The organism is Bradyrhizobium manausense (genome assembly GCF_018130615.1).
Classification (GTDB): Bacteria; Pseudomonadota; Alphaproteobacteria; order Rhizobiales; family Xanthobacteraceae; genus Bradyrhizobium; species Bradyrhizobium manausense_A.
The window spans coordinates 388,563-412,507 of the sequence record NZ_JAFCKB010000003.1; the positions used below are offsets into that span (position 1 = coordinate 388,563).

A 23,945-nucleotide genomic window follows, 5' to 3' on the forward strand; every position below is an offset into this window, starting at 1 on the left:
GGTGGGGTATGCTCTCGCCACCATGGACAAGACCGCGCCAAAAATCAAATATGCGCCCCGGCAAAAGTAATTCCGGCCTGCGAAACATCGCGGGGGCCGCAACTGACGAGGAAACGATGCAGTTCAAACACGTCACGCTCGAGTTCGACGGTTCGGTGGCGATCCTCAAGCTCGACCATCAGGAGGTGATGAACGCGGTCTCCATGGACATGCTGGGCGGTCTCGCCGAGGCGCTCGATACCATTGAGGAGAAGAGGGACGAAGTGCGTTGCGTGGTGCTGACCGGCGCAGGTCGGGCGTTCTGCACCGGCGCTAACCTGCAGGGCCGCAACAACCAGTCGAAGAAGACCAAGGCCGGCCTGACGCTGGAGACCGGGTTTCATCCGTTCCTGCGCCGCATCCGAAGCCTTCACTGCCCCATCATCACGGCGGTCAACGGGCCGGCGGCGGGCGCCGGCATGAGCTTCGCGCTGCTCGGCGACATGGTCCTGTGCGCGCGCTCGTCCTACTTCCTGCAGGCCTTCCGCCGCATTGGCCTGGTGCCGGATTGCGGCTCGACCTGGTTGCTGCCGCGCCTGATCGGCAAGGCGCGTTCGGTCGAATTGTCGCTGATGGGCGAGCGCCTGCCGGCCGAGAAGGCGCTGGAATGGGGGCTCGTCAATCGCGTCTATGACGATGGCGTGCTGATGGAAGAAGCGATGAAGCTCGCGCGCGACCTCGCCAGTGGACCGACGGTCGCGCTGTCGCTGATCCGCAAACTCTATTGGGACAGCCCGGAAAATTCCTTCGAGGACCAGCTCAATCTCGAATTCCAGTCCCAGCTGCGCGCCGGCGATACGCAGGACTTTCGCGAGGGTGTCGGCGCGTTTCTGGAGAAGCGGCCTGCGCAGTTCAAGGGCAAATGATCGAAGCCGAACTCTCCCGCAGCGTCGCGCGCTGGTGCAAAGGGGCCACCGGCGTCACCGGCGCAGCAAAGCTTTCGGGTGGCGCCAGCCAGGAAACCTGGCGCTTCGACATCGCGCATCCCGACGGGCCGATCGGCGCGATCCTGCGCCGTTCGCCGAAAGGCTATGGCGCCGCGCCGACACGTGCAGCAGGTCTCGCCGCCGAAGCGCAACTGATGCAGCTTGCCTACGAGGCAGGCGTACCGTCGCCGCGCGTGATGCATGTGCTGACCCCGGATGAAGATCTCGGCACCGGCTTCATCATGCAGCGGGTCGAGGGCGAGACCATCGCCCGCAAGATTCTGCGTGATGATGAATTCGCGGCGGCGCGGCCACTGCTTGCGCGGCAGATCGGCGGCGTGCTCGCGGGCCTGCACCGGTTGCCGCAGGACAAATTGCCCGCGCTGCGCAGCCGCTCCGCGAGCCAGGAAATCTCCGAGCTCGAGCGCGACTATCGCAGCCTGAACTGGCCGAAGCCGGTGTTTGAGCTGGCGCTGCGCTGGCTGCGCGCCCACGATCCCGGCCCCTCGGCCGAGACCACGCTGGTGCATGGCGACTTCCGCAACGGCAATCTCATCATCGGCGCCGACGGGTTGCGCGCGGTGCTGGACTGGGAGCTCGCCCATCTCGGCGATCCCATGGAGGATCTCGGCTGGGTCTGCGTCAACTCCTGGCGTTTCGGCGAGATCGACAAGCCCGTCGGCGGCTTTGGCTCGCGCGAAGAGCTGTTCGCCGGCTATGAGGCAGCCGGCCGCAAGGTGGATGCAGCGCGTGTGAAGTTCTGGGAAGTGATGGGCACGCTGCGCTGGGGCATCATGTGCGGCGGCATGATGCAGCGATTTCGCGAAGGGCCTGACCATTCCATGGAGCGCGCCATGATCGGCCGTCGCGCGTCGGAGACCGAGATCGATCTGTTGCGGCTGCTCGCGCCGCGCGGAGGTTAGACATGCAGGACGAGCCGACCCCGATCGAGCTGACCAAGGCGGTCGCCGATTTCCTCCGCAGCGACATCACGCCGCTGATCACCGGCCATCAGGCTTTCAAGCTGCGCGTCGCCGTCAACATCCTCGACCTCGTCACGCGACAACTGACGCAGGAGGAGGGGAGCGACGCAAGCGAGGTCGAACGCCTGCGCGCGCTGCTCGGCATGGACGGCTCGGTGACCGAGCTCAACCGTGCCCTTGCGGAGCGCATCGCAAAGGGAGAGGTCGATCTCGCAACGCCGGGCCTCGCCGAGCATCTGTGGGCAACCACGATGGACAAGCTTGCGGTCGATCAGCCGAGCTACGCGTCCTACAGGCGGGAGCTATCGCGGGGCGAGTGAGCACGGTCTTTCCTCATAGTCGTCCCGGCGAAGGTCGGGACCCATACCGCGTGATTTATCGATGACGCGAAGTCGTCGTTCCGAACAACGAGTCTTCGCCAAACGCCTCCCCGTGGTTATGGGTCCCGGCCTTCGCCGGGACGACTCGGGAGAGAGTTGTTGCAGCCGTCCGCGGGAAGTGATGCCCTACTTCCCCACCCATTTCGGCGGTCGCTTCTCCGAGAAGGCCTTCGGGCCCTCGATGTAATCCTGCGAGGCCGCCATCGCCTTCACCGCGGGATATTCGCGCTGCTCCTCGATCGCCTGCTCCAGCGACACGGCAAGCCCCTTCTGAATCGCCTGCTTCGAGGCGCGGATCGACATCGGCGAATTCTTGGTGATCATCTCGGCCCAGCGCAGCGCGCCGGCGAGCGCCTCACCCTGCGGCACCACCTCGTTGACGAAGCCGAGCTCTTGTCCCTCCTTGGCGCTGACATGGCGCGCCGTGAGGACCATGCCCATGGCGCGCTTCAGCCCGATCTGGCGCGGCAGGCGGTGCAGGCCGCCGGCAAGCGCGGCGAGCCCGACGCGCGGCTCGGGCAGGGCGAAGGTCGCATTCTCCGCCGCAATGATCAGGTCGCAGGCAAGCGCGATCTCGAAACCACCGCCCATGGCGACGCCGTTCACCGCCGCGATGATCGGCTTGTCGCAGTCGAACCGCGCCGTGAGGCCGGCAAAGCCGCCCTTGTCCCAGCCGCGTTTTCCTCCCGCCGCCTGCCACTTCAGATCGTTGCCGGCGCAGAACGCTTTGTCGCCGGCGCCGGTGACGATCGCCACCCACTGTTCTGGATCGGCGGAGAAATCGTCAAACACCTTTTGCAGCTCGAAATGTGCGTCGGTATGCAGCGCGTTGTAGACCTCGGGCCGCGACAGGGTCACGATCGTGATCGGTCCCTCGCTTCCACCTTTGAGAATCTCAGCTCCATCGCGCGCTCCCGCTTTTTCTTCCGAAGGAATATTGGCGTCATACTACCGCGCACCGGCGTTACGGCACCATCGAATTGCGCGGGCGCGCCTTGCGCTCCGACATGTCTCGCCTTGCTTGACTTGCGCGCGCTCTTCTCACCTTAATCGTGCGAAGCAAAGCGCGCCTAGCGCCTTAACGCAAAACGATAAAATCAATCCGGGAGAGAACCGTGGATTTCTCATTGCCTGCAGATCTCGTCGCCTACCTCGGAGAGCTCGATCGTTTCATCGAGCGCGAGATCAAGCCGCTGGAAGAGGCCGACGACAACATCCGCTTCTTCGATCACCGCCGCGAATGGGCGCGCACCGACTTCGAGAATGGCGGTCTGCCGCGGCACGAATGGGAAGCGCTGCTGCGCAAGGCGAAGGATCTCGCCGACGCTGCCGGGCACCTACGCTTTCCGGTGTCGAAACAATATGGCGGCAAGGACGGCTCCAACCTCTGGATGGCGGTGATCCGCGAGCACTTTGCCGCGAAGGGGCTCGGCCTGCACAACGATCTTCAGAACGAGCACTCCATCGTCGGCAATTTCCCCGTCGTCACCATGCTCGACCGTTACGGCCGCGACGACCAGAAGGCGATGATCGACGGTTCGATCAAGGGCAAGTACCGCATCACGTTTGGCTTGACGGAGCCGCATCATGGCTCGGACGCCACCCACATGGAGACGCGTGCGGTGCCGGCGACCCGCGACAACGTCAAGGGCTGGATCATCAACGGCGAGAAGATGTGGACGACCGGCATGCACGTCGCCACGCATTGCGCGCTGTTCGCACGCACGTCAGGCAATGACGGCGACGCCCGTGGCATCACCTGCTTCCTGGTGCCGGCCAAGAGTCCCGGCGTCAGGATCGAGGAGTACATGTGGACCTTCAACATGCCGACCGACCATCCCCGCGTCAGCTTCACCGATGTGTTCGTGCCGGAGGATGCGCAGTTCGGCGAGGTCGGCCGCGGCCTGTCGCTGGCGCAATGTTTTGTGCACCAGAACCGCATCCGCCAGGCCGCGAGTTCGCTGGGCGCCGCGGTCTACTGCATCAACGAGAGCGTGAAATACGCGCGTGAGCGAAAGCCGTTCGGCAAGGCGCTCGCCGAGAACCAGGCGATCCAGTTCCCGCTGGTCGAACTCGCGACGCAAGCCGAGATGCTGCGCCTGTTGATCCGTAAGACCGCCTGGGAGATGGACCAGCTCACCGAGGAACAGATCGAACGCACGCTCTCCGACCGCGTCTCGATGTGCAATTACTGGGCAAACCGCCTCTGCTGCGAATCCGCCGACCGCGCCATGCAGGTCCACGGCGGCATGGGCTATTCACGTCACAAGCCGTTCGAGCACATCTACCGCCACCATCGCCGCTATCGCATCACCGAGGGCAGTGAGGAAATCCAGATGCGGAAAGTGGCGGGGTTCCTGTTTGGGTATATGGGGCCGGGGAAGCATTGAGCGCGTCGAGCCCCGATTTCTCTCCCCAATGTCGTCCTGGCGAAAGCCAGGACCCATTACCCCAGGGAGGAGTTGTGGCGCGAGCTAGTGGTTATCAATCTTCGCCAAACCCTCCCTGGGGTAATGGGTCCTGGATCAGCGCTCCGCTGCGCGTCGCTTGTCCAGGACGACGCGGGGCTAATTCACCCGTCGATCCTTCCCCGCCCAGTATGGTTCGCGCAATTGCCGCCGCAGAATCTTCCCTGACGGATTTCGCGGCAGCGCGGGAATGAACTCCACGGTCTTCGGCGTCTTGAAGCCGGCGATGCGTTCACGGGTGAAGTTAATGATGTCGGTGGCGGTCGCCTCTTTGCCGGGCTTCATCACCACGACGGCTTTCACCGCCTCGCCCCATTTGTCGTCGGGCACGCCGATCACGGCGGCTTCCGCGACGTCGGGGTGATCGCAGAGCGCGCTCTCGACCTCGGCCGGGTAGATGTTCTCGCCGCCGGAGATGATCATGTCCTTGATGCGATCGTGGATGTAGAGATAGCCGTCCTCGTCCATGAAGCCGGCATCGCCCGTGCGCAACCAGCCGTCGCTGCGCAGTGTCGACGCGGTCGCCTCCGGCAGATTCCAATAGCCGGCCATGTTCGAGCCCGAGCGCGTTGCGATCTCGCCGACTTGACGCGGCGGCAGCGGCTTGCCATCGGCATCGAGGATGGCGATCTCGACGCCCGGCAGCGCCTTGCCGGCCGAGCGCATCCGCTCGAGGCCCTCGACATGGTCCTCCGGCGGCAGTGCGACGATGGTGCCTGTGGTCTCGGTCATGCCGTACATCTGCACGAAGCCGCATTTGAAGATATCGATGCACTCCTTCAGCAGCGCTGCCGGAATCGGGGAGGCGCCGTAGAGCATGTATTTCAGTCGGGAGAAATCAACCTTCCTCGCGCGCGGCTGCCGCACCACGAATTGCATCGCCGCCGGCACCATGAACAGTTTGGTAATGCCTGACTGCTCGAAGAAATCCAGAACCTTGGTCGGATCGAACTCGCGCGCGATGACGCCGCGGGCGCCGTGATAGAGTCCCATCACGCCCCAGCCGGAGCCGCCGATGTGGAAGATCGGCATCGCGACCAGCGAGACATCGTCGGTCGACCACCGGTTCCACTCCGGTTTGTCCTCGGCATTGCCGGTCTGCACGAGGTTGAGGAAGTTGGCATGCGACAGCATCGCGCCCTTCGGCTTGCCCGTCGTGCCCGACGTGTAGAGCTGGATCGCGATATCCCTGGTGTCGATCGGCACCTTGGGATCATTGCCGCTCTGCGCATCGCGCCAGGCTGCAAAATCCTGCCATTCCGGCGCGCCGCCTTCGGTGGTGATGATGGTGCGGACGCCCGGCAACTGATCCTTGATCTGGCGGACCTGCGTGATGAACTCCGGCCCGACGAACAGCACCGGCGCCTTGCAATCGCTAACGATGAAGGCGACCTCGGGTCCCGCGAGCCGCCAGTTCACCGGCGCCATCACCACACCGGCCTTCATCGCGCCCATCAGCAGTTCGAAATAGACATCGCTGTTCTTGCCGAGATAGGCGATGCGATCGCCTTTCTTCACACCGATGGCGAGAAGCGCATTGGCGACCTTGTTGGTCTTGATGTCGAACTCGGCGAAGCTGGTGACGCGGCCCTCGAACTCATAGGCGATGGCGTTACCGCGGCTCGTCGCGCGCTCGCGCACCATGTCGGCGAGGTTCGCCAGTTTGGGTGATGCGGACATGTCTCTCCCATCGGTGCCTTGTTTTTATAGCGCGGAGTGTGGCGTCATCCGCGAACAAAGACAATACGGGGGAGGGAAGAGCACGACTGGTTCAACATCGTCGTCCTGGCGAAAGCCAGGACCCATAGCCACAAGACGCAATTTGGCGAAGACGGATCATGGCCAATCTTCACCAACCAGCATTCGGTGGTAATGGGTCCTGGCTTTCGCCAGGACGACTACGGAGAGATCACCCCCGCTTCGCCCGGTCCTTCTCGTTCTGCGCCATGATGCTGTCGCGCGCAGTCTTCCAGTCGTCGTCGCTCCAGTCGCGGAGCTGGTAGAAATTGCCGCCCATGGCGAGCGCCTGCGCGCCGTCCATCGCGATGGTCTCGCCGTTGATCCAGTCGCAGCCGCCGGAGATCAGAAACACCGCGAGGTTCTGCAACTCCTCCATGGTGCCGACGCGGCCCATCGGGTTCATCGCCTTGGTGCGCGCGCCGGCCTCATCGCCGGGCTTGATGCGCTTGCTCATGCCCTCGGTCGGAATCTCGCCCGGCGCGATGGTGTTGAGACGGATGCCGTAGCGGCCCCATTCGGTCGCGAGCGACATCGTCATGGCGTGGATTGCCGACTTGCTCATCGCCGACGGCACCACGTAAGGCGAGCCGTTGCGCACCCAGGTCACGGTGATCGAGACGACGTTGCCGGGCTGCCTCAGCGCGATCCAGCGCTTGCCGACCGCCTGCGTCACATAGAACGTGCCGTGCATGACGATGTTGGCGACCGCATCGAAGCCGCGCGGCGAGAGTTCCTCGGTACGTGAGATGAAATTGCCGGCGGCGTTGTTGATGAGATCGGTGAGAGGCGCGTCGCGAAAGATGGTTTCAACCATCTCCTCGACCGCGAGCGCATTGCGGATATCGACGCCGTGACTGGTGACGCGGCCGCCATACTGATCCATCAGCTCGATCGCGGTCTCGTCGCAGACGATCTTGCGCCGGCCGCAGATATGCACCTCGGCGCCGAGCTGGAGGAAGCGCGCCGCCATTGACTTGCCGAGCCCGGTGCCGCCACCGGTCACGAGAATGCGGCGCCCAGCCAGAAGATTTTCCTTGAACATGGCTGTTTCTACCGTACGGATTGTCAGTTAATTGGTCGATTGACTAAATCTGGCCGTCAGCTTTCTGTAAAGCGGCACCGAACAAGAACAGGGGAGAATTCATCCATGGAAGAGCGCGTCTCGATCTCGATCTCGGAAGGCGTCGCCGACGTGCGCCTGGTGCGTGCGGACAAGATGAATGCGCTCGATCAGGCCATGTTCGAGGCCCTTGTTGCGGCAACGGAGCGCCTTTCGAAGGAAAAAGGCGTGCGCGTTGTCGTGCTGTCCGGGGAGGGCCGCGCGTTCTGCGCCGGTCTCGACATGGGGCGTTTTGCCGCCATGAAGGAGAAGGGTGGCAACGGAATTCCGGGTGGCGAAAATCGCGATCTCACCAAGCGCACGCATGGCCAGGTGAACTTTCCGCAAGCCGCGGTATGGGGATGGCGCCAGCTTCCGGTTCCCGTGATCGCAGCCGTACATGGCGTCGCCTTTGGCGGTGGCTTCCAGCTCTCGCTCGGCGCCGACATGCGCTTTCTTGCACCGGATGCGCGCATGTCGATCATGGAAATCAAATGGGGCCTCGTCCCCGACATGGCGGGCACGCCGATACTGGCATCGCTCGTGCGCGACGACATCTTGCGCGACCTTACCTACACGGGTCGCATCTTCTCCGCGCAGGAGGCGATGACCTACGGCCTCGCCACGCGCATCTGTGATGATCCGCGCGCCGCAGCGCTCGAAGTCGCGCGCGAGATCGCCGGTAAAAGCCCCGATGCGGTCCGCGCCGCGAAGCGTTTGCTGAACAATCTCTCGGTCGATCCAGGTCCCGCGTTGCTCGCGGAGTCGGTCGAGCAGCAGAAGCTGATCGGCAGTCCGAACCAGACGGAAGCGGTGCGCTCCAACCTGGAGAAGCGCGCGGCGAAGTACGCGGATTAGCGTTCTCCGTCATGGCCGGTGATGACGACAAGCTAACACCGTCGCTGAAGAACAAAGAAAAACAAAAATGAGCGAAACGTCCAACTTCCTCGGTATCGTCTCCGGCGATCGCCGTCGTGCCCATGCTGAGGTCGCCCATCGCGCCGATCGCATCGCCTCGGGCCTCGACAGGATCGGCGTCAAGCAGGGCGATTGCGTCTGCATGCTGATGCGCAACGACGTTGCCTTCCTGGAGGCCGCCTACGCCGCGATGCGGCTCGGTGCCTATGGCGTGCCGATCAACTGGCACTTCAAGCCGGAGGAGATCAACTATATCCTCAACGACACCGGCACGTCCGTGCTGATCGGACATGCCGACATGCTGCACGCCTTGCGCGACGCGGTTCCTGAAGGCGTCACCGTGTTCAGCGTGCCGACGCCGCCGGAGATCCTCAATAACTACAAGATCGATCCCGATCATCTGAAGACACCGGACTTCGCGATCGATCTCGAATCCTGGCTCGCGCCGTACCAGCCCTATGACGGTCCGGTCGTGCCGCAGCCGATGAACATGATCTATACCTCGGGCACGACAGGCCATCCCAAGGGCGTGCGGCGCAATGCGCCGACGCCGCAGCAGCAGGCCGCCGGCGAGCGTATGCGCGCCATGATCTACGGGCTGAAGCCCGGTGCCCGCGCGATCCTGCCCGGTCCGCTCTATCATTCCGCGCCGAATTCGTTCGGCATTCGCGCAGGCAAGCTCGGCGGCGCGTTGGTGCTGATGCCGCGCTTCGAGCCGGAAGAATTTCTGGAGTTGATCGAGCGCTTTGGAATCGACACCATCTTCATGGTGCCGACCATGTTCATCCGCCTGATGAAGCTGCCTGAGGAGGTGCGCAGGAAGTACGACGTCTCCTCGCTGCGCCACATCATCCACGCCGCAGCGCCGTGCCCGGCCGACGTCAAGCGCGCCATGATCGAATGGTGGGGGCCGGTGATCTACGAATTCTACGGCTCGACCGAATCCAGCGCCGTCACCTTCGCAACGTCGGAAGACGCGCTGAAGAAGCCGGGCACGGTCGGCAAGATCACGCCCGGCGCCGAGCTGCGCTTCATCGGCGATGACGGTCGCGTGCTCGGCGTCGGCGAAATCGGCGAGATCTACTCCCGGATGGCCGAAATGGCCGACTTCACCTACCACAACAAGCCCGAGAAGCGCGCCGAGATCGACCGCAACGGTTTCATCACCTCCGGCGATGTCGGCTATATCGACGAGGATGGCTACGTCTTCATCTGCGACCGCAAGCGCGACATGGTCATTTCTGGCGGCGTCAACATCTATCCGGCCGAGATCGAATCCGTGCTGCACGCCGTGCCGGGCGTGCATGACTGCGCGGTGTTCGGCATCCCCGATGCCGAGTTCGGCGAGGCCCTGATGGCCGTGGTCGAGCCGCAGCCAGGCGTCACGCTGGATGCAGCTGATATTCGAGCCCGGTTGAAAGCCTCGCTCGCCGACTACAAGGTGCCCAAGCACATCGAGATCCGCGCCGGGCTGCCGCGCGAAGACTCCGGAAAAATCTTCAAGCGCCGCCTGCGCGATCCCTATTGGGAGCAGGCCGGACGAAAAATCTGAGCGGCTTGGCTCGGATGGAGCGAAGCGCAATCCGGGGCGGTGCTTGCGTCCAAACCCCGGATTTCGCTCCACTCCATCCGGGCTACGAACGCAGGGTGAGAAGGCGTTCATGGCGAAGCGCGCGCCGAAATTCGAGGGACGGTAGGCCGCTCAGGTTGATGCACGCTGGAGTAGCAATCGGTAACCGGCTCGGCTAGGTTGGCGTTCCCATTTCCTGCCGCTAGCGATCGCAAATGCCCTCATACCGCGCCAGCTCCAGCTTCTTCGAAGTCCCTCATGCCGCCGTCTATGCCCTGATGACGCTGACGGTCCTCGCGTCGGGGTTCTGCTTCATTCAGGCGGGCGGTCCAGAGGCGTCGGGCGAGTTGCTCTATCGCTACGGCGGCATGTATTCGGGCGCAATCGCGCGGCATGAGTACTGGCGTCTGATCGCCTATGGCTTCCTGCACGTCAACTTCGTCCACCTCACGATGAACATGTTGTGCCTCGTGCTCTGGGGTGGACATCTCGAGCGGCGGATCGGACCGGCCTATTTCCTCATCATCTATCTCTGCGCGATGGTGTTCGGCGCCGTCATCGGCAACGGCATCCATTCCACGCCCTATTTGACGGTCGGCGCGTCGGGTGCCACGTCGGGCATTCTGGGCGCGCTGTTCTGCCTGTGGATCCTCGGCAAACTTGACGTCAGGTTCGACTTCTTCGCAATCAACATCGGATTGAACATCGCGTTTGCGCTCGGCAATTCGCGGATCGACTGGGGCGTCCATCTCGGCGGGTTTGCCGCCGGACTGATCGCCTGTGCGGTGCTGGACCTGGTCGAGAAAGCGATTCCTTACGTGCTTCGTTGCAAGTTTCCGGAAGCCGTCAAGGTCAGCCTGACCTTGCTTGCCTGTGTTGCTGCACTATGGGCCTGGAGCGGCCGGGCTCAGGCCGTCGCCGCCGGGGTTGCCGGATGGGGCCCGGCCATCATCGTCGTGGTCGCATCTTGTGCCGTCGTGAAGATAGTTGATCTCGTCCTCTCCATGAAAAAGGGCCTCGCGATCGTTGTGACGGCGTTGGCCGGTGCAAACGCTACCGCCGTGATGCTCATCGGTTGGGCTCTGGCATCGTCTTGCAGGCCGCGCTGGCCAACGGGATCCGTTCCGCTCGATAATTTTCTCGTCACATTCTGTCTCAATCCTGTTCTCATCTCGGGGCTGTCAGCAATTGGCGTCGCGGCGGTGACGCTTTGGCTCTGTGCGAAGGAGATTTCGCGCGGAATCGAGGATGTCGGATTCGTCGGCACATCGCTGCGTGCCGAACGCAGCCGGCGTCATGGACTATGACCTCGGAGGTCGTGCTATAAGAGGGCTCATCGACCTCCGGATGGTCCCAAGGTTCCTAAATCCCATGTCTCCAGTTTCCATCCTGCTCAACCTGATCTGGATTCTCATCGGCGGTGCCTGGATGGCATTCGGCTGGCTGGTGGCCTCCGTCATCATGGCCATCACCATCATTGGCCTGCCCTGGGCACGGGCGGCGTTCAACATCGCCATTTACACGCTCCTGCCGTTCGGCTCTCGCGCAGTCAACCGCGACGAGGTCACCGGCATGAGCGATATCGGCACGGGCGCCCTCGGGGTGATCGGCAACATCATCTGGTTGGTGCTGGCCGGCTGGTGGCTGGCGTTGGGCCACGTCCTCACGGCCGTGATTTTCGCCATCACCATCATCGGCATTCCCTTCGCCTGGGCTCATTTGAAGCTCGCAGGCATCGCGCTTTGGCCGATCGGCAAGGTGATCGTGCCGGCCTGACCTTGTCGGCGAGATTCCAGCCCGCCGCGCGGCGTGTGTGCGCCGCCCCCAACTTCATCTTGCGCTGCGGCAAAAAACTTGCACACTCGGCCCCGCCGGGAGCCATTGGGAGCTCTACAAGGGGAGCGAGCCATGTCCCTCCAGACCGTACCATCCGACGCCACTGAGCAGCGCTCCAACCGGCCTGAGGACGTTCAGGCGCTGGAAGCCGATGTGCGGCTGCGCGACGACATCCGCCTGCTCGGGCGCATCCTCGGTGACACGGTGCGCGACCAGGAGGGGGAGGATGTGTTCGACCTGGTCGAGCGTATCCGGCAGACCTCGATCCGGTTCCACCGCGACGAGGACCGGCTCGCCCGCCGCGAGCTCGAACAGATCCTCGACAGCATGTCGACCTCCGAGACGGTACGGATCGTCCGCGCCTTCAGTTATTTTTCCCACCTCGCCAATATCGCCGAGGACCAGAACAACATTCGTCAGATGCGCGCCGGCAAGGGCGGCGGCTCCGGCGTTCTGGTGGCGACGCTCGCCAAGGCCAAGGGCGCGGGAATTGGTGCCGACGCGCTGCGCAATTTCTTCAAGAGCGCGCTCGTCAGTCCGGTGCTGACCGCGCACCCCACCGAAGTCCGCCGCAAGAGCACCATGGACCGCGAGATGGAGGTCGCTGGCCTGCTCGACCGCCGCGAGCGGGTCGCTTTGACCCCGGACGAGGCCGCTGCCAGCGACGAGCAGCTGCGCCGCGAGGTGCTGACGCTGTGGCAGACCAATCTGCTGCGCCGGACCAAGCTCACCGTGCTCGACGAGGTCGCCAACGGCCTGTCGTTCTACGATTACACGTTCCTGCGCGAGGTGCCGCGGCTGGTCAACGCGCTGGAGGATCGGCTGGAGGAGGGCGGCGAGCAGGCCGCCGGCGAGCTCGCCTCGTTCCTGAGGATGGGAAGCTGGATCGGCGGCGACCGCGACGGCAATCCCTTCGTCACCGCCGACGTGATGCGCGGCACGCTGCGGCTGCAGTCGAGCCGCGTGATGCAATTTTATCTGAACGAGCTGCACGTGCTCGGCTCGGAACTGTCGATCGCGGCGCATCTCGCCGACGTCTCCGAGGAACTGCGCACGCTGGCCGAGCGCTCGCCGGACACCTCGCCGCACCGGAGCGGCGAGCCCTATCGTCTCGCGGTCTCAGGCATCTATGCGCGCCTGACGGCGACGGCCGAAAAACTCAAGGTCGAGATCACCCGCCGTCCGGTCGGCAAGGGCGCGCCTTATGCGAGCGTCAAGGAGTTGCAGGCCGATCTCGACGTGCTGCACCGCTCGCTGATCTCCAACAACGCTCGCGTCATCGCCCGAGGCCGGCTGCGGCTGCTCAGGCGCGCGGTGGATTGCTTCGGCTTCCATCTGGCGCGGCTCGACATTCGCCAGAATTCTGCCGTGCACGAACGCACCATCGCGGAGCTGATGGATGCCGCCAACCCCGGCATGTCCTATCTCGCGCTCGGCGAGGACGCGCGCATTTCGTTGCTGACCAACGAACTCCGCTCGACGCGCGCGCTGGTGTCGCCGTTCGTCAAGTACAGCGACGAGACCATGGGTGAGCTCAACGTCTTCCATGCCGCCGCGGAAGCGCATGCGATGTTCGGCTCGGATGCCATCCCCCAATGCATCATCTCGATGTGCAAGGGCATGTCGGACATGCTCGAAGTCGCGGTGCTGCTGAAGGAGGTGGGCCTCGTCCATCCGTCCGGGCGCAGCGCCATCAACATCGTGCCGCTGTTCGAGACCATCGAGGATTTGCAGGCGTCAAGCGGCATCATGGATCGCATGCTGTCGCTGCACGACTACCGCCGTCTCGTCGACAGCCGCGGCAGCGTGCAGGAAGTGATGCTCGGCTATTCCGACTCGAACAAGGACGGCGGCTTCGTCACCTCGGGCTGGGAGCTCTACAAGGCCGAGATCGGGCTCGTCGACGTGTTCGAGCGTCACCACGTGCGCTTGCGCCTGTTCCACGGCCGCGGCGGCTCGGTGGGCCGCGGCGGCGGTCCGAGCTATGACGCCATCGTCGCGCAGCCGGGCGGGGCGGTGAACGGTCAGATCCGCATCACCGAGCAGGGCGAGATCATCTCGTCGAAATATTCCAATGCCGAAGTCGGCCGCAACAATCTGGAGATCCTGGCGGCTGCGACGCTGGATGCGAGCCTGTTGCAGCCGAGCCAGAGTGCGCCCCGCCGTGAATATCTCACCGCGATGGACGAACTATCAAATCTCGCTTTCAAGGCGTATCGCGGCCTGGTCTACGAGACCGATGGCTTCGTCGATTATTTCTGGTCGTCGACGGTGATCAACGAGATCGCGACACTCAACATCGGCAGCCGTCCGGCCTCGCGCAAGAAGACCCGCGCGATCGAGGATTTGCGCGCGATCCCCTGGGTGTTCTCCTGGGCGCAATGCCGCCTGATGCTGCCGGGCTGGTACGGCTTTGGCAGCGCGGTCGAGCAATGGATTGCGGAGCATCCGCAACAGGGCATGCCGTTCCTGAAGGAGCTCTACAAGGAATGGCCGTTCTTCCGCATGCTGCTGTCGAACATGGACATGGTGCTGGCGAAAAGCTCGATCGCGATCGCCTCGCGTTATGCCGAACTGGTGCCGGACGAAGCGTTGCGCGAAAAGATCTTCGGCCGCATCCGCCGCGAATGGCATTCCTGCATCGAGACGTTGCTCGACATCATGGGACAGGACCGGCTGCTGCAAGGCAACCCGCTGCTGGAGCGCTCGGTGCGCCACCGTTTCCCCTATCTCGATCCGCTCAATCACGTGCAGGTCGAGCTGTTGAGGGAGCACCGCGCGCAGAACCCGGACGAGCAGGTGCTGCGCGGGATTCAGCTGACGATCAACGGTATCTCGGCGGGATTGCGGAATACGGGCTAGGTGGCGAATAGCGAACGGCGAGTAGCGAATGAAATGCCATTCGCTGCTCGCTATTGGCGAAACCTCACACCGGATCCCACGGGAAGATGTCGGCGGAGCGGTCGAGCTTGTAGAACGAGCCCTTCAGCGCCGGCATGGCGTGTTCCGCGATCGACTGCGGCGTCCAGCCTTCGCTGCGATGGACCGAGCGCAGCGGACGGTTCTGGCTGAACAGGAACAGCTCGTTCATGCGTGCGCCAAAGATCTGGCCGGTGACGTCCTTGGCGGCATCGGAGAGCAGATAGGCGCAGATCGGCGCGATCTTCTCCGGACCCATCTGCTTGATCTTCTCGACGCGCGCCTTCTCGGCTTCGGTCTCGGTCGGGATGGTGCCGATCATGCGGGTCCAGGCGAACGGCGAGACGCAGTTCGAGCGGACGTTGAAGCGGCCCATGTCGAGCGCGATCGATTTGGAGAGTCCGATGATGCCGAGCTTGGCGGCAGCGTAGTTGGCCTGACCAAAATTGCCGATCAGGCCGGAGGTCGAGGTGAAGTGCACGAACGAGCCCGACTCCTGCTCGCGGAAGATGCGCGCAGCGGCGTGGCTGACGTAGAACGAGCCCATCAGATGAACCTTGATGACGGCCTCGAACGCTTCCACGCTCATCTTGTGAAAGATCATGTCGCGCAAGATGCCGGCGTTGTTGACGACGCCATCGAGCCGGCCGAAATGATCGGTTGCGGTCTTGACGATCTTGCTGGCGGGAACGGCTTCCGCGACCGACTCGAAATTGGGGACCGCGACGCCGCCGCGCTTCTTGATCTCCTCGACCACCTCCTCAGCCGGCGTGGCACTGGTGCCAGCGCCGTCGGCGGCTCCGCCGGGATCGTTGACGACGACCTTGGCGCCTTCCGCCGCACAGAGCAGCGCGATCTCGCGCCCGATGCCGCGGCCTGCGCCGGTGACGATGATGACCTTGTCTTGCAGTGATTTGCTCATGTGGGTTCTCCGCTATTCGCCTCAAATTCTGCCGTCATTCCGGGATGCGCCGAAGGCGCAGGCCCGGAATCCATAACCACGGTCGGGAGTATGGATTCCGGGCTCGTCGCTTCGCGCCGCCCCCCGGAATGACAGCCATTACCTCTCGTTCGTAAACACGATCGTGCCACTGGCGGCGAACATGCCGCCGACGCCGTGGCACACTGAAATCTTCGCGTTCGGCACCTGCGCCGGCGCGATGCCGCGCATCTGGCGTACGCTCTCCTGAAGCGCGTACATGCCGTACATGCCCGAATGCATGTAGCTCAAGCCGCCGCCATTGGTGTTGAGCGGCAGCTTGCCGCCGGGCCGCGTATTGCCGTCCGCGATGAACTTGCCCGTCTCCTCGTGCGGCATGAAACCGAGATCGCCGAGGCCGAACAGCGGCAGATGCGCAAAGGCGTCGTAGATCATGAGGTGATCGACGTCCTTGTGCGCGATGCCGGCCTCCTTGAATGCCAGCGGACCCGCGGTCTTGAACGCGCGCGAGGAGTTGAACGTTTCCATCTGGCTGACCATCGGGGTTTCGACGCTCTCGCCGGTGCCCATGATGTAGACGGGCTTGCGCGGAAAATCCCTGGCGCGGTCGGCCGAGGTCAGGATCAGCGCGCCGCCGCCGTCGGTGACGAGGCAGCACTGCAGAAGCCGGAACGGATAGGCGATCATGCGCGAGTTGAGGACGTCGGCAACCGTGATCGGGTCCTTCATCATCGCCCGCGGATTCTTCGCCGCCCATTCGCGCTGCACCACCGCGACCGCGGCGAGCTGCTCGTGCGTGATGCCGTAGGTCTTCATGAACCGCAGCACGGGGATCGGGAACATGCTCGGCGGGCCGTACACGCCATAGGGCGCCTCGAACTGGCCCTGCAGGCTGTCGGCGGGGATCGAGCGCGGCGCCTTGCCGATCATCGACTTGCCGCTTTCGGCATGCGTGATCAGCACGGTCTTGCACAGGCCGGCCTCGATCGCCGCCGCGGCGTGGCGGACGTGCAGCATGAAGGAGCAGCCGCCGACCGAGGTGCCGTCGACCCAGGTCGGCCTGATGCCGAGATAGTGGCAGACCTGCTGCGGCGTTTCGACCGCGGTGGCAAAGCCGTCAATGTCGGAGAGCTTGAGCCCGGCGTCCGCGATGGCGTTGAGCGCCGCATCGGCGTGAAGCTGGAGCTGCGACATGGTGGGGATGACACCGAGCTCGGTGGTCTCGGCCGCGCCGACGACGGCAACCTGGTTCCTGCGCATGATCTACCCCTTCGCCGGACGGAAGACGGGGAGCGTGATCTTGTCGTCGAGTGCCTCGAACGCGACCTCGAGCTTCATATCGAGCTCGAGCGCTTCCGGTGTCTGCGGGCAGTCGATGATGTTGCTCATCATCCGCGGCCCCTCGGCGAGCTCGACCACCGCGATCGCGTAAGGCGGCGTGAAGCCCGGCGCGGCAGGGCGGTGGTTGATCACGTAGCTGTAAAGGAAACCCTTGCCGCTGGCCTTGAACACGGAGACCCTGCGCGAAGCGCAGGACGGGCAGAACGGACGCGGCGGGAAATAGACATGCGCGCAGGCGTCGCAGCGCTGCAGGCGCAATTCGCCTGCTTTCGTGCCGTCCCAGAAATGCTGGGTTTCCGGCGTCGGTTTCGGTCGCGCGCGCTGCGGTTCGGCCATCTCGGAACGCCCTCCCATGGGACGGGCTTAGCGCCCGCCCGTTTCGATCTTGATGCGACAATCGGCTATGGTGCGTCAACAATCCAGCAGGCAGCATGCATGCCATCATGCGCACAATGCTTGTGTCGAACTGAGCCGGCGCTGTAGATTGCGCGCGCAATATTCCGTGAGACAGACATGCCCGATTTTCCGACACTGGCGAAGCTTGCCGACGACCTCGAAAGTGGCCGCACCACCGCCCGCAAGCTGGTGGAGGCGTGTCTCGCCAAAATCGCCGATCCCTCGGGCGAGGGCCAGCGCACCTTCATCCATGTCGACAAGGACGCCGCGCTGGCGGCCGCTGACGCAATGGACGGCCTTCGCAAGGTCAAGGCTGCGCCGTCGCGCTATGCCGGCATTCCGGTCTCGATCAAGGATCTCTTCGACATCAAGGGCCAGGTGACACGTGCCGGCTCCCGCGCGCTGGACGATTCCTCGCCTGCCGAACAGGATGCGGCGACGGTGGCGCGGCTCCGCAGGGCCGGCTTCGTCGTGATCGGTCGCACCAACATGACCGAGTTCGCCTATTCGGGCATCGGCATCAATCCGCATTACGGCACGCCGAAGGGCGCCTGGAACCGCGCCGAGGGCCATGTGCCCGGTGGCTCGTCGTCGGGCGCGGCCGTCTCCGTGCTGGACGGCATGGCGCACGGCGCGCTCGGCACCGACACCGGCGGATCCTGCCGCATTCCCGCCGCCTATAACGGCATCGTCGGCTACAAACCGACGCAGCGCCGCGTGCCGCTCGATGGCTCCGTGCCGCTGTCCTTCTCGCTCGACAGCATCGGGCCGCTGGCGCGATCGGTCAGCTGTTGTGCCATACTCGACGCGGTGCTCGCCAACGAGCCGATCACCGCGGTCCGACCGCGTCCCGTGAAGGGCATGCGGCTTGCGGTGCCGACCGCGATCGCGCTCGATGACCTCGATGCGCCGGTAGCGGGAACGTTTGAACGTGCGCTGAAGACGCTGGCCGATCACGGCGCCATCATCGAGCGGATCGAGATGGCGGAATTCCACGACATCGGTCCGATGAACGCCAAGGGCGGTTTTGCCGCGTCCGAAAGCTATGCCTGGCATCGCTACCTCATCACCTCCAAGGGCGATGTCTACGATCCCCGCGTCTCGGTGCGCATCATGCGCGGCGAGGCGCAGAGCGCGGCCGACTACATCGATCTCCTCAACGAGCGCCGCTCGCTGATCGCCCGCGTCAATGCGCGCATCGCGCCCTATGATGCGCTGGTGTTGCCGACCACCGCCAACACGCCGCCGAAGATCGCAGACCTCGCCGACGACAAGGCGTTCACCACGCAGAATCTGCGCGCGCTGCGCAACTGCACCTTGATCAACATGATCGACGGCTGTGCCATCTCGCTGCCGGCGCACCGTGAAGGCGACGTTCCCGTCGGGCTGATGCTCGCGGGCGCCGGCGGGTCAGACCGCCGCATCTTTGAACTTGCCGCCGGCATGGAGGCCGTCATTCGTGTTTGACCTTACTTTCACCGTTGACGCCCAGGGCACCACCACGCCGCTGACGCTAGCGATCGACCAGATGGTCATCGCCGGTTGGACCGGCCGCGATCCCGTCGCCCGCGACAAGCATATCGCCGAGCTGCAAGAGATGGGCATCGCCCCGCCGGCCTCGACGCCGATCTACTATCGCGCCTCGGCGCGGCGGCTGACCCAGGAGGACAGCATCGAATGCTGTGGCGAGGACTCGTCCGGTGAGGTCGAGTTCGTGCTGATCGGCTGGCAGGGCCGCATCTTCGTCGGCTGCGGTTCCGACCACACCGACCGCAAGGTCGAGGCCTATAACGTCACCGTGTCCAAGCAGATGTGCGACAAGCCGATCGCCTCCACGATGTGGGAGCTCGAAGACGTCATCGGCCATTGGGACAAGATGATCCTGCGCTCCTACGCCACGATCAAGGGCGAGCGCGTGCTCTACCAGGAGGGCACGCTGGACGCGATGCTGCCGGTCAATGACCTCATCGCGCGCGGCTTTGACGGCGGAAAATTCCCCGACGGCTGCGCCATGTTCGGCGGCACCTTTGCCGCCAAGGGCGGCATCCGCCCAGCGGACCGCTTCGATTTCGAGCTCGAGGATCCTGTGCTGAAACGCACGATCAGACACGGGTATGACGTGGCGACGCTGCCGGTGAGGGGCTGAGGCGCCTTTGCCGTTTTGGCGGGTGCGGCTCTCTCCGCGTCATTGCGAGGAGCCCTTGCGACGAAGCAATCCAGACTGGTTCCGCGGAGGATCCTGGATTGCTTCGGTACGCTGGCAATGACGGGCGGAGAGGGTCGGAAAACGGGTGGCGGCGGGCTGATTGGTTTTGCGAAGGTCGAAGTCATGACAGCAACAGCCCGCAAATCACCCCATACGCCTTCCGCCGACCTCGCCGGCCACGTCCACACCCTCGGCTGGCCGCACATCACCGCTGAGCTCGACACCCAGGGTTGTGCCATCCTGAAGGGCCTGCTCACGCCCGACCAGTGCCGCGCCGTCGCCACCCTCTATCCCGACGATACGCACTTCCGCAGCCGCATCGTCATGGGCCGTCATGGCTTTGGCCGCGGCGAGTACAAATATTTCTCCTACCCGCTGCCCGATCTGATCGCGCAACTGCGCCCGGCGCTCTACGCGCAGCTGCAAGGCGTCGCCAATCGCTGGAACGAGGCGATGGGGATCGATATCCGCTATCCGACGGCGCACGCGGCGTTCCTGAAACGCTGCCACGAGGCGGGGCAGGCGCGGCCGACGCCGCTGCTGCTGCAATATGAGGCCGGCGACTACAACTGCCTGCACCAGGATCTCTATGGCGAGCACGTGTTCCCGCTCCAGGTCGCGATCCTGCTGTCAGAGCCGGGCCGCGACTTCAGCGGCGGCGAGTTCGTGCTGACCGAGCAGCGGCCGCGCATGCAATCGCGCGCCGAAGTGGTGCCGCTGGCGCAAGGTGACGCCGTCGCCTTCGCTGTGCATCACCGTCCGGTGCAGGGGACGCGGGGCACTTATCGCGTTAACCTCCGCCATGGCGTGAGCCGTATCAGATCCGGCCAACGCCACACGCTGGGTGTGATCTTTCATGATGCCAAATGAGTGGGACGATTGACGGCTGATTTGTTCGACAGCGTTGCCGAGGCACAGCCGTCGCGCGAGGAGATCGCTGACGGTGCCGTGCTGTTGCGCGGCTTCGTCAAGCCGATCGAGCGAGAGCTGATCGACGCGGTGCGTGCCATCGTCGCACAATCGCCGTTCCGCCGCATGACCACGCCGGGCGGTCATCTGATGTCGGTCGCCATGACCAATTGCGGCGAGCGCGGCTGGATCACCGATCACACCGGCTATCGCTACGATCCGATTGACCCCCGCACCGGCGCGCCATGGCCGGCGATGCCGCCCGTGCTCCGCGATCTTGCACGCCGCGCGGCGGAGCAGGGCGGTTTCGCCGGCTTCGCGCCAGACGCGTGCCTCGTCAATCGCTACGAGCCCGGCACGCGGCTGTCGCTGCATCAGGACAAGGACGAGCTGGATTATTCGGCGCCGATTGTCTCGGTCTCGCTCGGCCTGCCCGCGACCTTCCTGTTCGGCGGCCTGGCGCGCGCCGACAAGCCGCGCCGCTTCCGCCTCGTGCACGGCGATGTCGTGGTCTGGGGCGGCCCGTCCCGGCTAGCCTATCACGGTGTCGCGCCGCTCGCGGACGGCGAGCATCCGCTGCTCGGCCGCAAGCGGGTCAATTTGACCTTCCGCAGGACACGCTAGTGGCCCGTCATTCCGGGGCGCGCGCTAGCGCGAACCCGGACTCTCGAGGTTCCGGGTTCGGCTCTGCGAGCCGCCCCGGAACGACACTACGGCTTCGGCGGGTGAATGAACGCCCACGGGCTGACTTCGGAATCCCTGGTCACCTCGACCGAGATCAGATACGGCCCGTTGTGGCTAAGCGCCTTCTCCATCGCCGCCTTGAACTGATCCGGCGCCGTCACGCGCACAGATGCGACGCCGAAGGACTCCGCCAGCTTGACGAAATCCGGATTGACGAGGTCGGACGCCACCACGCGGCCGTCAAAACGTTCGCGCTGGTCGCGGCGGACGTTGCCGTAGGCGTTGTTGTTGAACACCAGCGTCACCACGCCGATGTTGAATTGCACAGCGGTGGCAAGCTCCTGCACGCCGAACATGAAGCCGCCATCGCCGGTGATGGCGACCACGGGCTTGTCGGGGTTTGCGACCTTGGCGCCGAGCGCGGTCGGGAAGCCCGAGCCCAGCGTGCCCTGATAGCCCGAGGTGATGAAGGTGCGCGGCTCGTAGATCGGAAAGCCGTACCAGGATGCGAAGCCGAACTGCGAGAGCTCGTCGGTCACGATCGCATTCGCCGGCAGCACCTCGCGCAGGATGTTCAGATAGGCCATCTGCGGCTGGATGCGCTGGATCTCCGCCAGCGCGGTCGCACTGGCCTCGCGGATCGCGGCGCGGCGGCCGGCGGTCTTGCTGTAACCGGCCTTGCTGACGGTCGCAGTGAGATCGGCGGTTGCGGCCTTGGCATCGGCGACGATCGCTGTGTTCGGCGGATAACGCCGCATCTCGACGGGATCGATGTCGATGCGGATGCTCTTGAGGCCGTCGGGCTGGTACGGCCAGCGCGACATCGTCGGCAGCTCCAGCCGCGTGCCGATGCCGATCATCAGATCGGTCTTGGCCCACAGCTTGTAGGCGGCGGCCATGGTCAGCCCAAGCTCATGCGCATTGGAGACGATGCCCCGGCCGCTGCGGAAGGCGACGACCGGTGCGTCGATCATCTCGGCAAGCGCGAGGATTTCTTCACGCGCCTCGATCGCGCCGCTGCCGACGAAGATCATCGGCGCCTTGCTGGCCTTGATCAGCGCCGCCGCCTGCTTGATCATATCAGGATCGGGCCGCGGCGCGGGCAAAGGCTCCAGCACCGGTGCAGCGGCGGTATCGCCGCGCTGGGTGAAGATATCCCAGGGCATTTCGACCGAGGCGGGGCCGCGGCGGCCGGACGTCATTTCCTGAAAAGCGCGCGCGACGACCGTCGGTGCGTTGCCGGGATATTCGATGCGGTCGGCCCACTTCACATAGCTGCGCAGGGTGGCGAGCTGATCCGGCATCTCGTGCAGGTGACCGCGGCCTTTGCCGAGAAACTGCGTCGGCACCTGGCCGGTGACGCACAATACCGGTTCGTTGCAGCCGAAGGCGGTGAGCAGCGCCGCGCTGGCATTGAGCACGCCGGGGCCGGGCACCACGCTGAACACGCCGGGCCTGCCGCTGGAGCGTGCATAGCCGAACGCCATGTAGCCGCAGGCCTGCTCGTGCCGCGCGCCGATCACCTTGAGCTGGGCCTGGTGGAAGGCGTCGAACAGGCCGTAGATCTGCGCGCCGGGCAGGCCGAACACGGTGTCGACGCCGTGGGCGACGAGCCCGCTTACGATCGCTTCGCCGCCGGTAAGGGTGGTCATTGCATCATTCCACTTCGATTGTTGTCTCAGGCTTCGTCGACGACGCCGTTGCGCAAAGTGCCGATGCCCTCGGCCGCGATCTCGATGACGTCGCCGGGCTTCAGATAGCGCGGCGGATCGAACCGTGCGCCGGCGCCGGTCGGCGTGCCCGTGACGATGACGTCGCCGGGCACGAGCGTTGCGAAGGTCGAGATATAGCTGATGAGATAGCGGAACGGGAACATCAGTCGGCTGGTACGATCGTCCTGCCGGAGCTCGCCGTTGACATGCGCGGTCAGCCTGACGTCGGCGATCTGCGCTTCCCTGGTGTAGGGCACCAGCCACGGCCCAAGGCTGCCGCTGGAATCGAAGTTCTTGCCTTGGGTGACGTTGAATTTGGCATGGCGCAGCCAGTCACGCACCGAGCCCTCGTTGCACAGCGTGAGCGCAGCGATGTGGTCCAGCGCCGAGCTTTCCGGAATATGGCGGCCGGCCTTGCCGATCACCAGCACGATCTCGCCTTCATAATCGAGCTGCTCCGACGCGCGGGGCCGCACCAGCGGCGTATCATGGCCGACGAACGAGCGTGGGCTTCGCATGAACATGCTCGGATATTTCGGCGCGTCCTGGCCGTCCTTGTACTCGGCGTTGCGGTCGGGATAGTTGACGCCGATGCAGATGATTTTTTCCGGCGCGGGTACCGGCGGCAGCCATGTGATCTCGCCGAGCGCGTGAACCGGCGTGCGGCCCGCGGCCTCTTCGGCAAGGCTCACCAGCTTGCCGGCCGCGATCACCTCGCGCAGCGTCGGATAGTCTTTTGCGTAGCGCACGGAGAGATCGACGATGCCGCCCTCCAGGACGGCGCCGTAGCGGATTTCACCTTTGACGGAATAGGTGGCGAGACGAGGCAGCTTCATTGGTGGCTCTTTATTCCCTGTCGTCCCGGCGAAGGCCGGGACC

General features: G+C 64.5%; 20 protein-coding genes and 1 pseudogene. 13 read left to right on the top strand and 8 right to left on the bottom strand.

What is annotated here, in order from left to right; genetic code table 11:
• Positions 1–116: 116 nt before the first annotated feature.
• From JQ587_RS08275 to JQ587_RS08285, 3 genes are read left to right on the top strand one after another with little or no spacing between them, the layout of a single operon-like run.
• Positions 117–905 (top strand): enoyl-CoA hydratase/isomerase, encoded by a 789-nt coding sequence (locus JQ587_RS08275; RefSeq protein WP_212424979.1) that lies wholly within the window; start codon positions 117–119, stop codon positions 903–905.
• Positions 902–1,888 carry a phosphotransferase family protein gene (locus JQ587_RS08280; protein WP_212424980.1) on the top strand — a complete coding sequence of 329 codons (987 nt, stop codon included), beginning with the start codon at positions 902–904 and terminating at the stop codon, positions 1,886–1,888. Before JQ587_RS08275 ends, JQ587_RS08280 begins: the two co-directional genes overlap by 4 nt.
• A gap of 2 nt (positions 1,889–1,890) precedes the next feature.
• A complete protein-coding gene (locus tag JQ587_RS08285) occupies positions 1,891–2,268 on the top strand; it encodes a DUF6285 domain-containing protein (RefSeq protein WP_212424981.1) in 378 nt (125 codons plus the stop codon).
• 186 nt (positions 2,269–2,454) lie between these two features.
• Here the strand turns inward: JQ587_RS08285 and JQ587_RS08290 are convergent.
• Positions 2,455–3,233 (bottom strand): annotated as a pseudogene (locus JQ587_RS08290) (enoyl-CoA hydratase-related protein).
• A gap of 210 nt (positions 3,234–3,443) precedes the next feature.
• Here JQ587_RS08290 and JQ587_RS08295 point away from each other — a divergent pair.
• On the top strand, positions 3,444–4,718 hold the full coding sequence (locus JQ587_RS08295) for an acyl-CoA dehydrogenase family protein (RefSeq protein ID WP_212298021.1): 1,275 nt from the start codon (positions 3,444–3,446) through the stop codon (positions 4,716–4,718).
• A 177-nt stretch (positions 4,719–4,895) separates the two neighbouring features.
• Here JQ587_RS08295 and JQ587_RS08300 read toward each other — a convergent pair whose 3' ends face one another.
• Together JQ587_RS08300 and JQ587_RS08305 are read right to left on the bottom strand one after the other, a co-directional pair.
• A complete protein-coding gene (locus JQ587_RS08300) occupies positions 4,896–6,476 on the bottom strand; it encodes a fatty acid--CoA ligase (protein ID WP_212424982.1) in 1,581 nt (526 codons plus the stop codon).
• A 229-nt stretch (positions 6,477–6,705) separates the two neighbouring features.
• Positions 6,706–7,578 (bottom strand): SDR family oxidoreductase, encoded by an 873-nt coding sequence (locus JQ587_RS08305; protein ID WP_212424983.1) that lies wholly within the window; start codon positions 7,576–7,578, stop codon positions 6,706–6,708.
• A gap of 105 nt (positions 7,579–7,683) precedes the next feature.
• Here JQ587_RS08305 and JQ587_RS08310 point away from each other — a divergent pair, with 105 nt between their 5' ends.
• The 5 genes from JQ587_RS08310 (at position 7,684) to ppc (ending at position 14,821) form a co-directional block, all read left to right on the top strand.
• On the top strand, positions 7,684–8,493 hold the full coding sequence (locus JQ587_RS08310) for a crotonase/enoyl-CoA hydratase family protein (RefSeq protein ID WP_212298024.1): 810 nt from the start codon (positions 7,684–7,686) through the stop codon (positions 8,491–8,493).
• A gap of 67 nt (positions 8,494–8,560) precedes the next feature.
• Positions 8,561–10,105, top strand: a complete 1,545-nt coding sequence (locus JQ587_RS08315; RefSeq protein ID WP_212424984.1) for an acyl-CoA synthetase — start codon at positions 8,561–8,563, stop codon at positions 10,103–10,105.
• A gap of 233 nt (positions 10,106–10,338) precedes the next feature.
• The gene (locus tag JQ587_RS08320; protein ID WP_212298026.1) at positions 10,339–11,430 is read left to right on the top strand and encodes a rhomboid family intramembrane serine protease; all 1,092 of its coding nucleotides are present in this window, start codon (positions 10,339–10,341) and stop codon (positions 11,428–11,430) included.
• A gap of 64 nt (positions 11,431–11,494) precedes the next feature.
• Positions 11,495–11,899 (top strand): YccF domain-containing protein, encoded by a 405-nt coding sequence (locus JQ587_RS08325; RefSeq protein ID WP_212424985.1) that lies wholly within the window; start codon positions 11,495–11,497, stop codon positions 11,897–11,899.
• Positions 11,900–12,031: 132 nt separating this feature from the next.
• The gene (gene ppc, locus JQ587_RS08330; RefSeq protein ID WP_212424986.1) at positions 12,032–14,821 is read left to right on the top strand and encodes a phosphoenolpyruvate carboxylase; all 2,790 of its coding nucleotides are present in this window, start codon (positions 12,032–12,034) and stop codon (positions 14,819–14,821) included.
• Positions 14,822–14,885: 64 nt separating this feature from the next.
• Here the strand turns inward: ppc and JQ587_RS08335 are convergent, their stop codons facing one another.
• The 3 genes from JQ587_RS08335 to JQ587_RS08345 form a co-directional block, all read right to left on the bottom strand.
• Positions 14,886–15,800 carry an SDR family oxidoreductase gene (locus tag JQ587_RS08335; RefSeq protein WP_212424987.1) on the bottom strand — a complete coding sequence of 305 codons (915 nt, stop codon included), beginning with the start codon at positions 15,798–15,800 and terminating at the stop codon, positions 14,886–14,888.
• 138 nt (positions 15,801–15,938) lie between these two features.
• Positions 15,939–17,078 (bottom strand): thiolase C-terminal domain-containing protein, encoded by a 1,140-nt coding sequence (locus JQ587_RS08340; protein WP_212424988.1) that lies wholly within the window; start codon positions 17,076–17,078, stop codon positions 15,939–15,941.
• Between the two features lie 3 nt (positions 17,079–17,081).
• Positions 17,082–17,495 (bottom strand): Zn-ribbon domain-containing OB-fold protein, encoded by a 414-nt coding sequence (locus JQ587_RS08345; RefSeq protein WP_212424989.1) that lies wholly within the window; start codon positions 17,493–17,495, stop codon positions 17,082–17,084.
• Positions 17,496–17,672: 177 nt separating this feature from the next.
• Between JQ587_RS08345 and JQ587_RS08350 the strand changes: the two genes are divergently transcribed.
• The 4 genes from JQ587_RS08350 to alkB all read left to right on the top strand — a co-directional run bounded on the left by JQ587_RS08350 (position 17,673) and on the right by alkB (position 21,294).
• Entirely contained in the window at positions 17,673–19,022 is a 1,350-nt protein-coding gene (locus tag JQ587_RS08350; protein WP_212424990.1) for an amidase, read from the top strand.
• Entirely contained in the window at positions 19,015–19,701 is a 687-nt protein-coding gene (locus JQ587_RS08355; protein WP_212424991.1) for a DUF2848 domain-containing protein, read from the top strand. The genes JQ587_RS08350 and JQ587_RS08355 overlap by 8 nt, the downstream gene beginning before the upstream one ends.
• A 183-nt stretch (positions 19,702–19,884) precedes the next feature.
• Complete coding sequence (locus JQ587_RS08360; protein WP_212424992.1) at positions 19,885–20,631, top strand: 2OG-Fe(II) oxygenase; 747 nt, start codon at positions 19,885–19,887, stop codon at positions 20,629–20,631.
• Between the two features lie 9 nt (positions 20,632–20,640).
• On the top strand, positions 20,641–21,294 hold the full coding sequence (gene alkB / locus JQ587_RS08365; RefSeq protein WP_212298035.1) for a DNA oxidative demethylase AlkB: 654 nt from the start codon (positions 20,641–20,643) through the stop codon (positions 21,292–21,294).
• 86 nt (positions 21,295–21,380) lie between these two features.
• Here alkB and JQ587_RS08370 read toward each other — a convergent pair whose 3' ends face one another.
• Both JQ587_RS08370 and JQ587_RS08375 read right to left on the bottom strand, forming a co-directional pair.
• Positions 21,381–23,006, bottom strand: coding sequence for a thiamine pyrophosphate-dependent enzyme (locus JQ587_RS08370; RefSeq protein WP_212424993.1), 1,626 nt, complete (start codon positions 23,004–23,006; stop codon positions 21,381–21,383).
• A gap of 26 nt (positions 23,007–23,032) precedes the next feature.
• Positions 23,033–23,902, bottom strand: coding sequence for a fumarylacetoacetate hydrolase family protein (locus JQ587_RS08375; RefSeq protein WP_212298037.1), 870 nt, complete (start codon positions 23,900–23,902; stop codon positions 23,033–23,035).
• Positions 23,903–23,945: the final 43 nt, after the last annotated feature.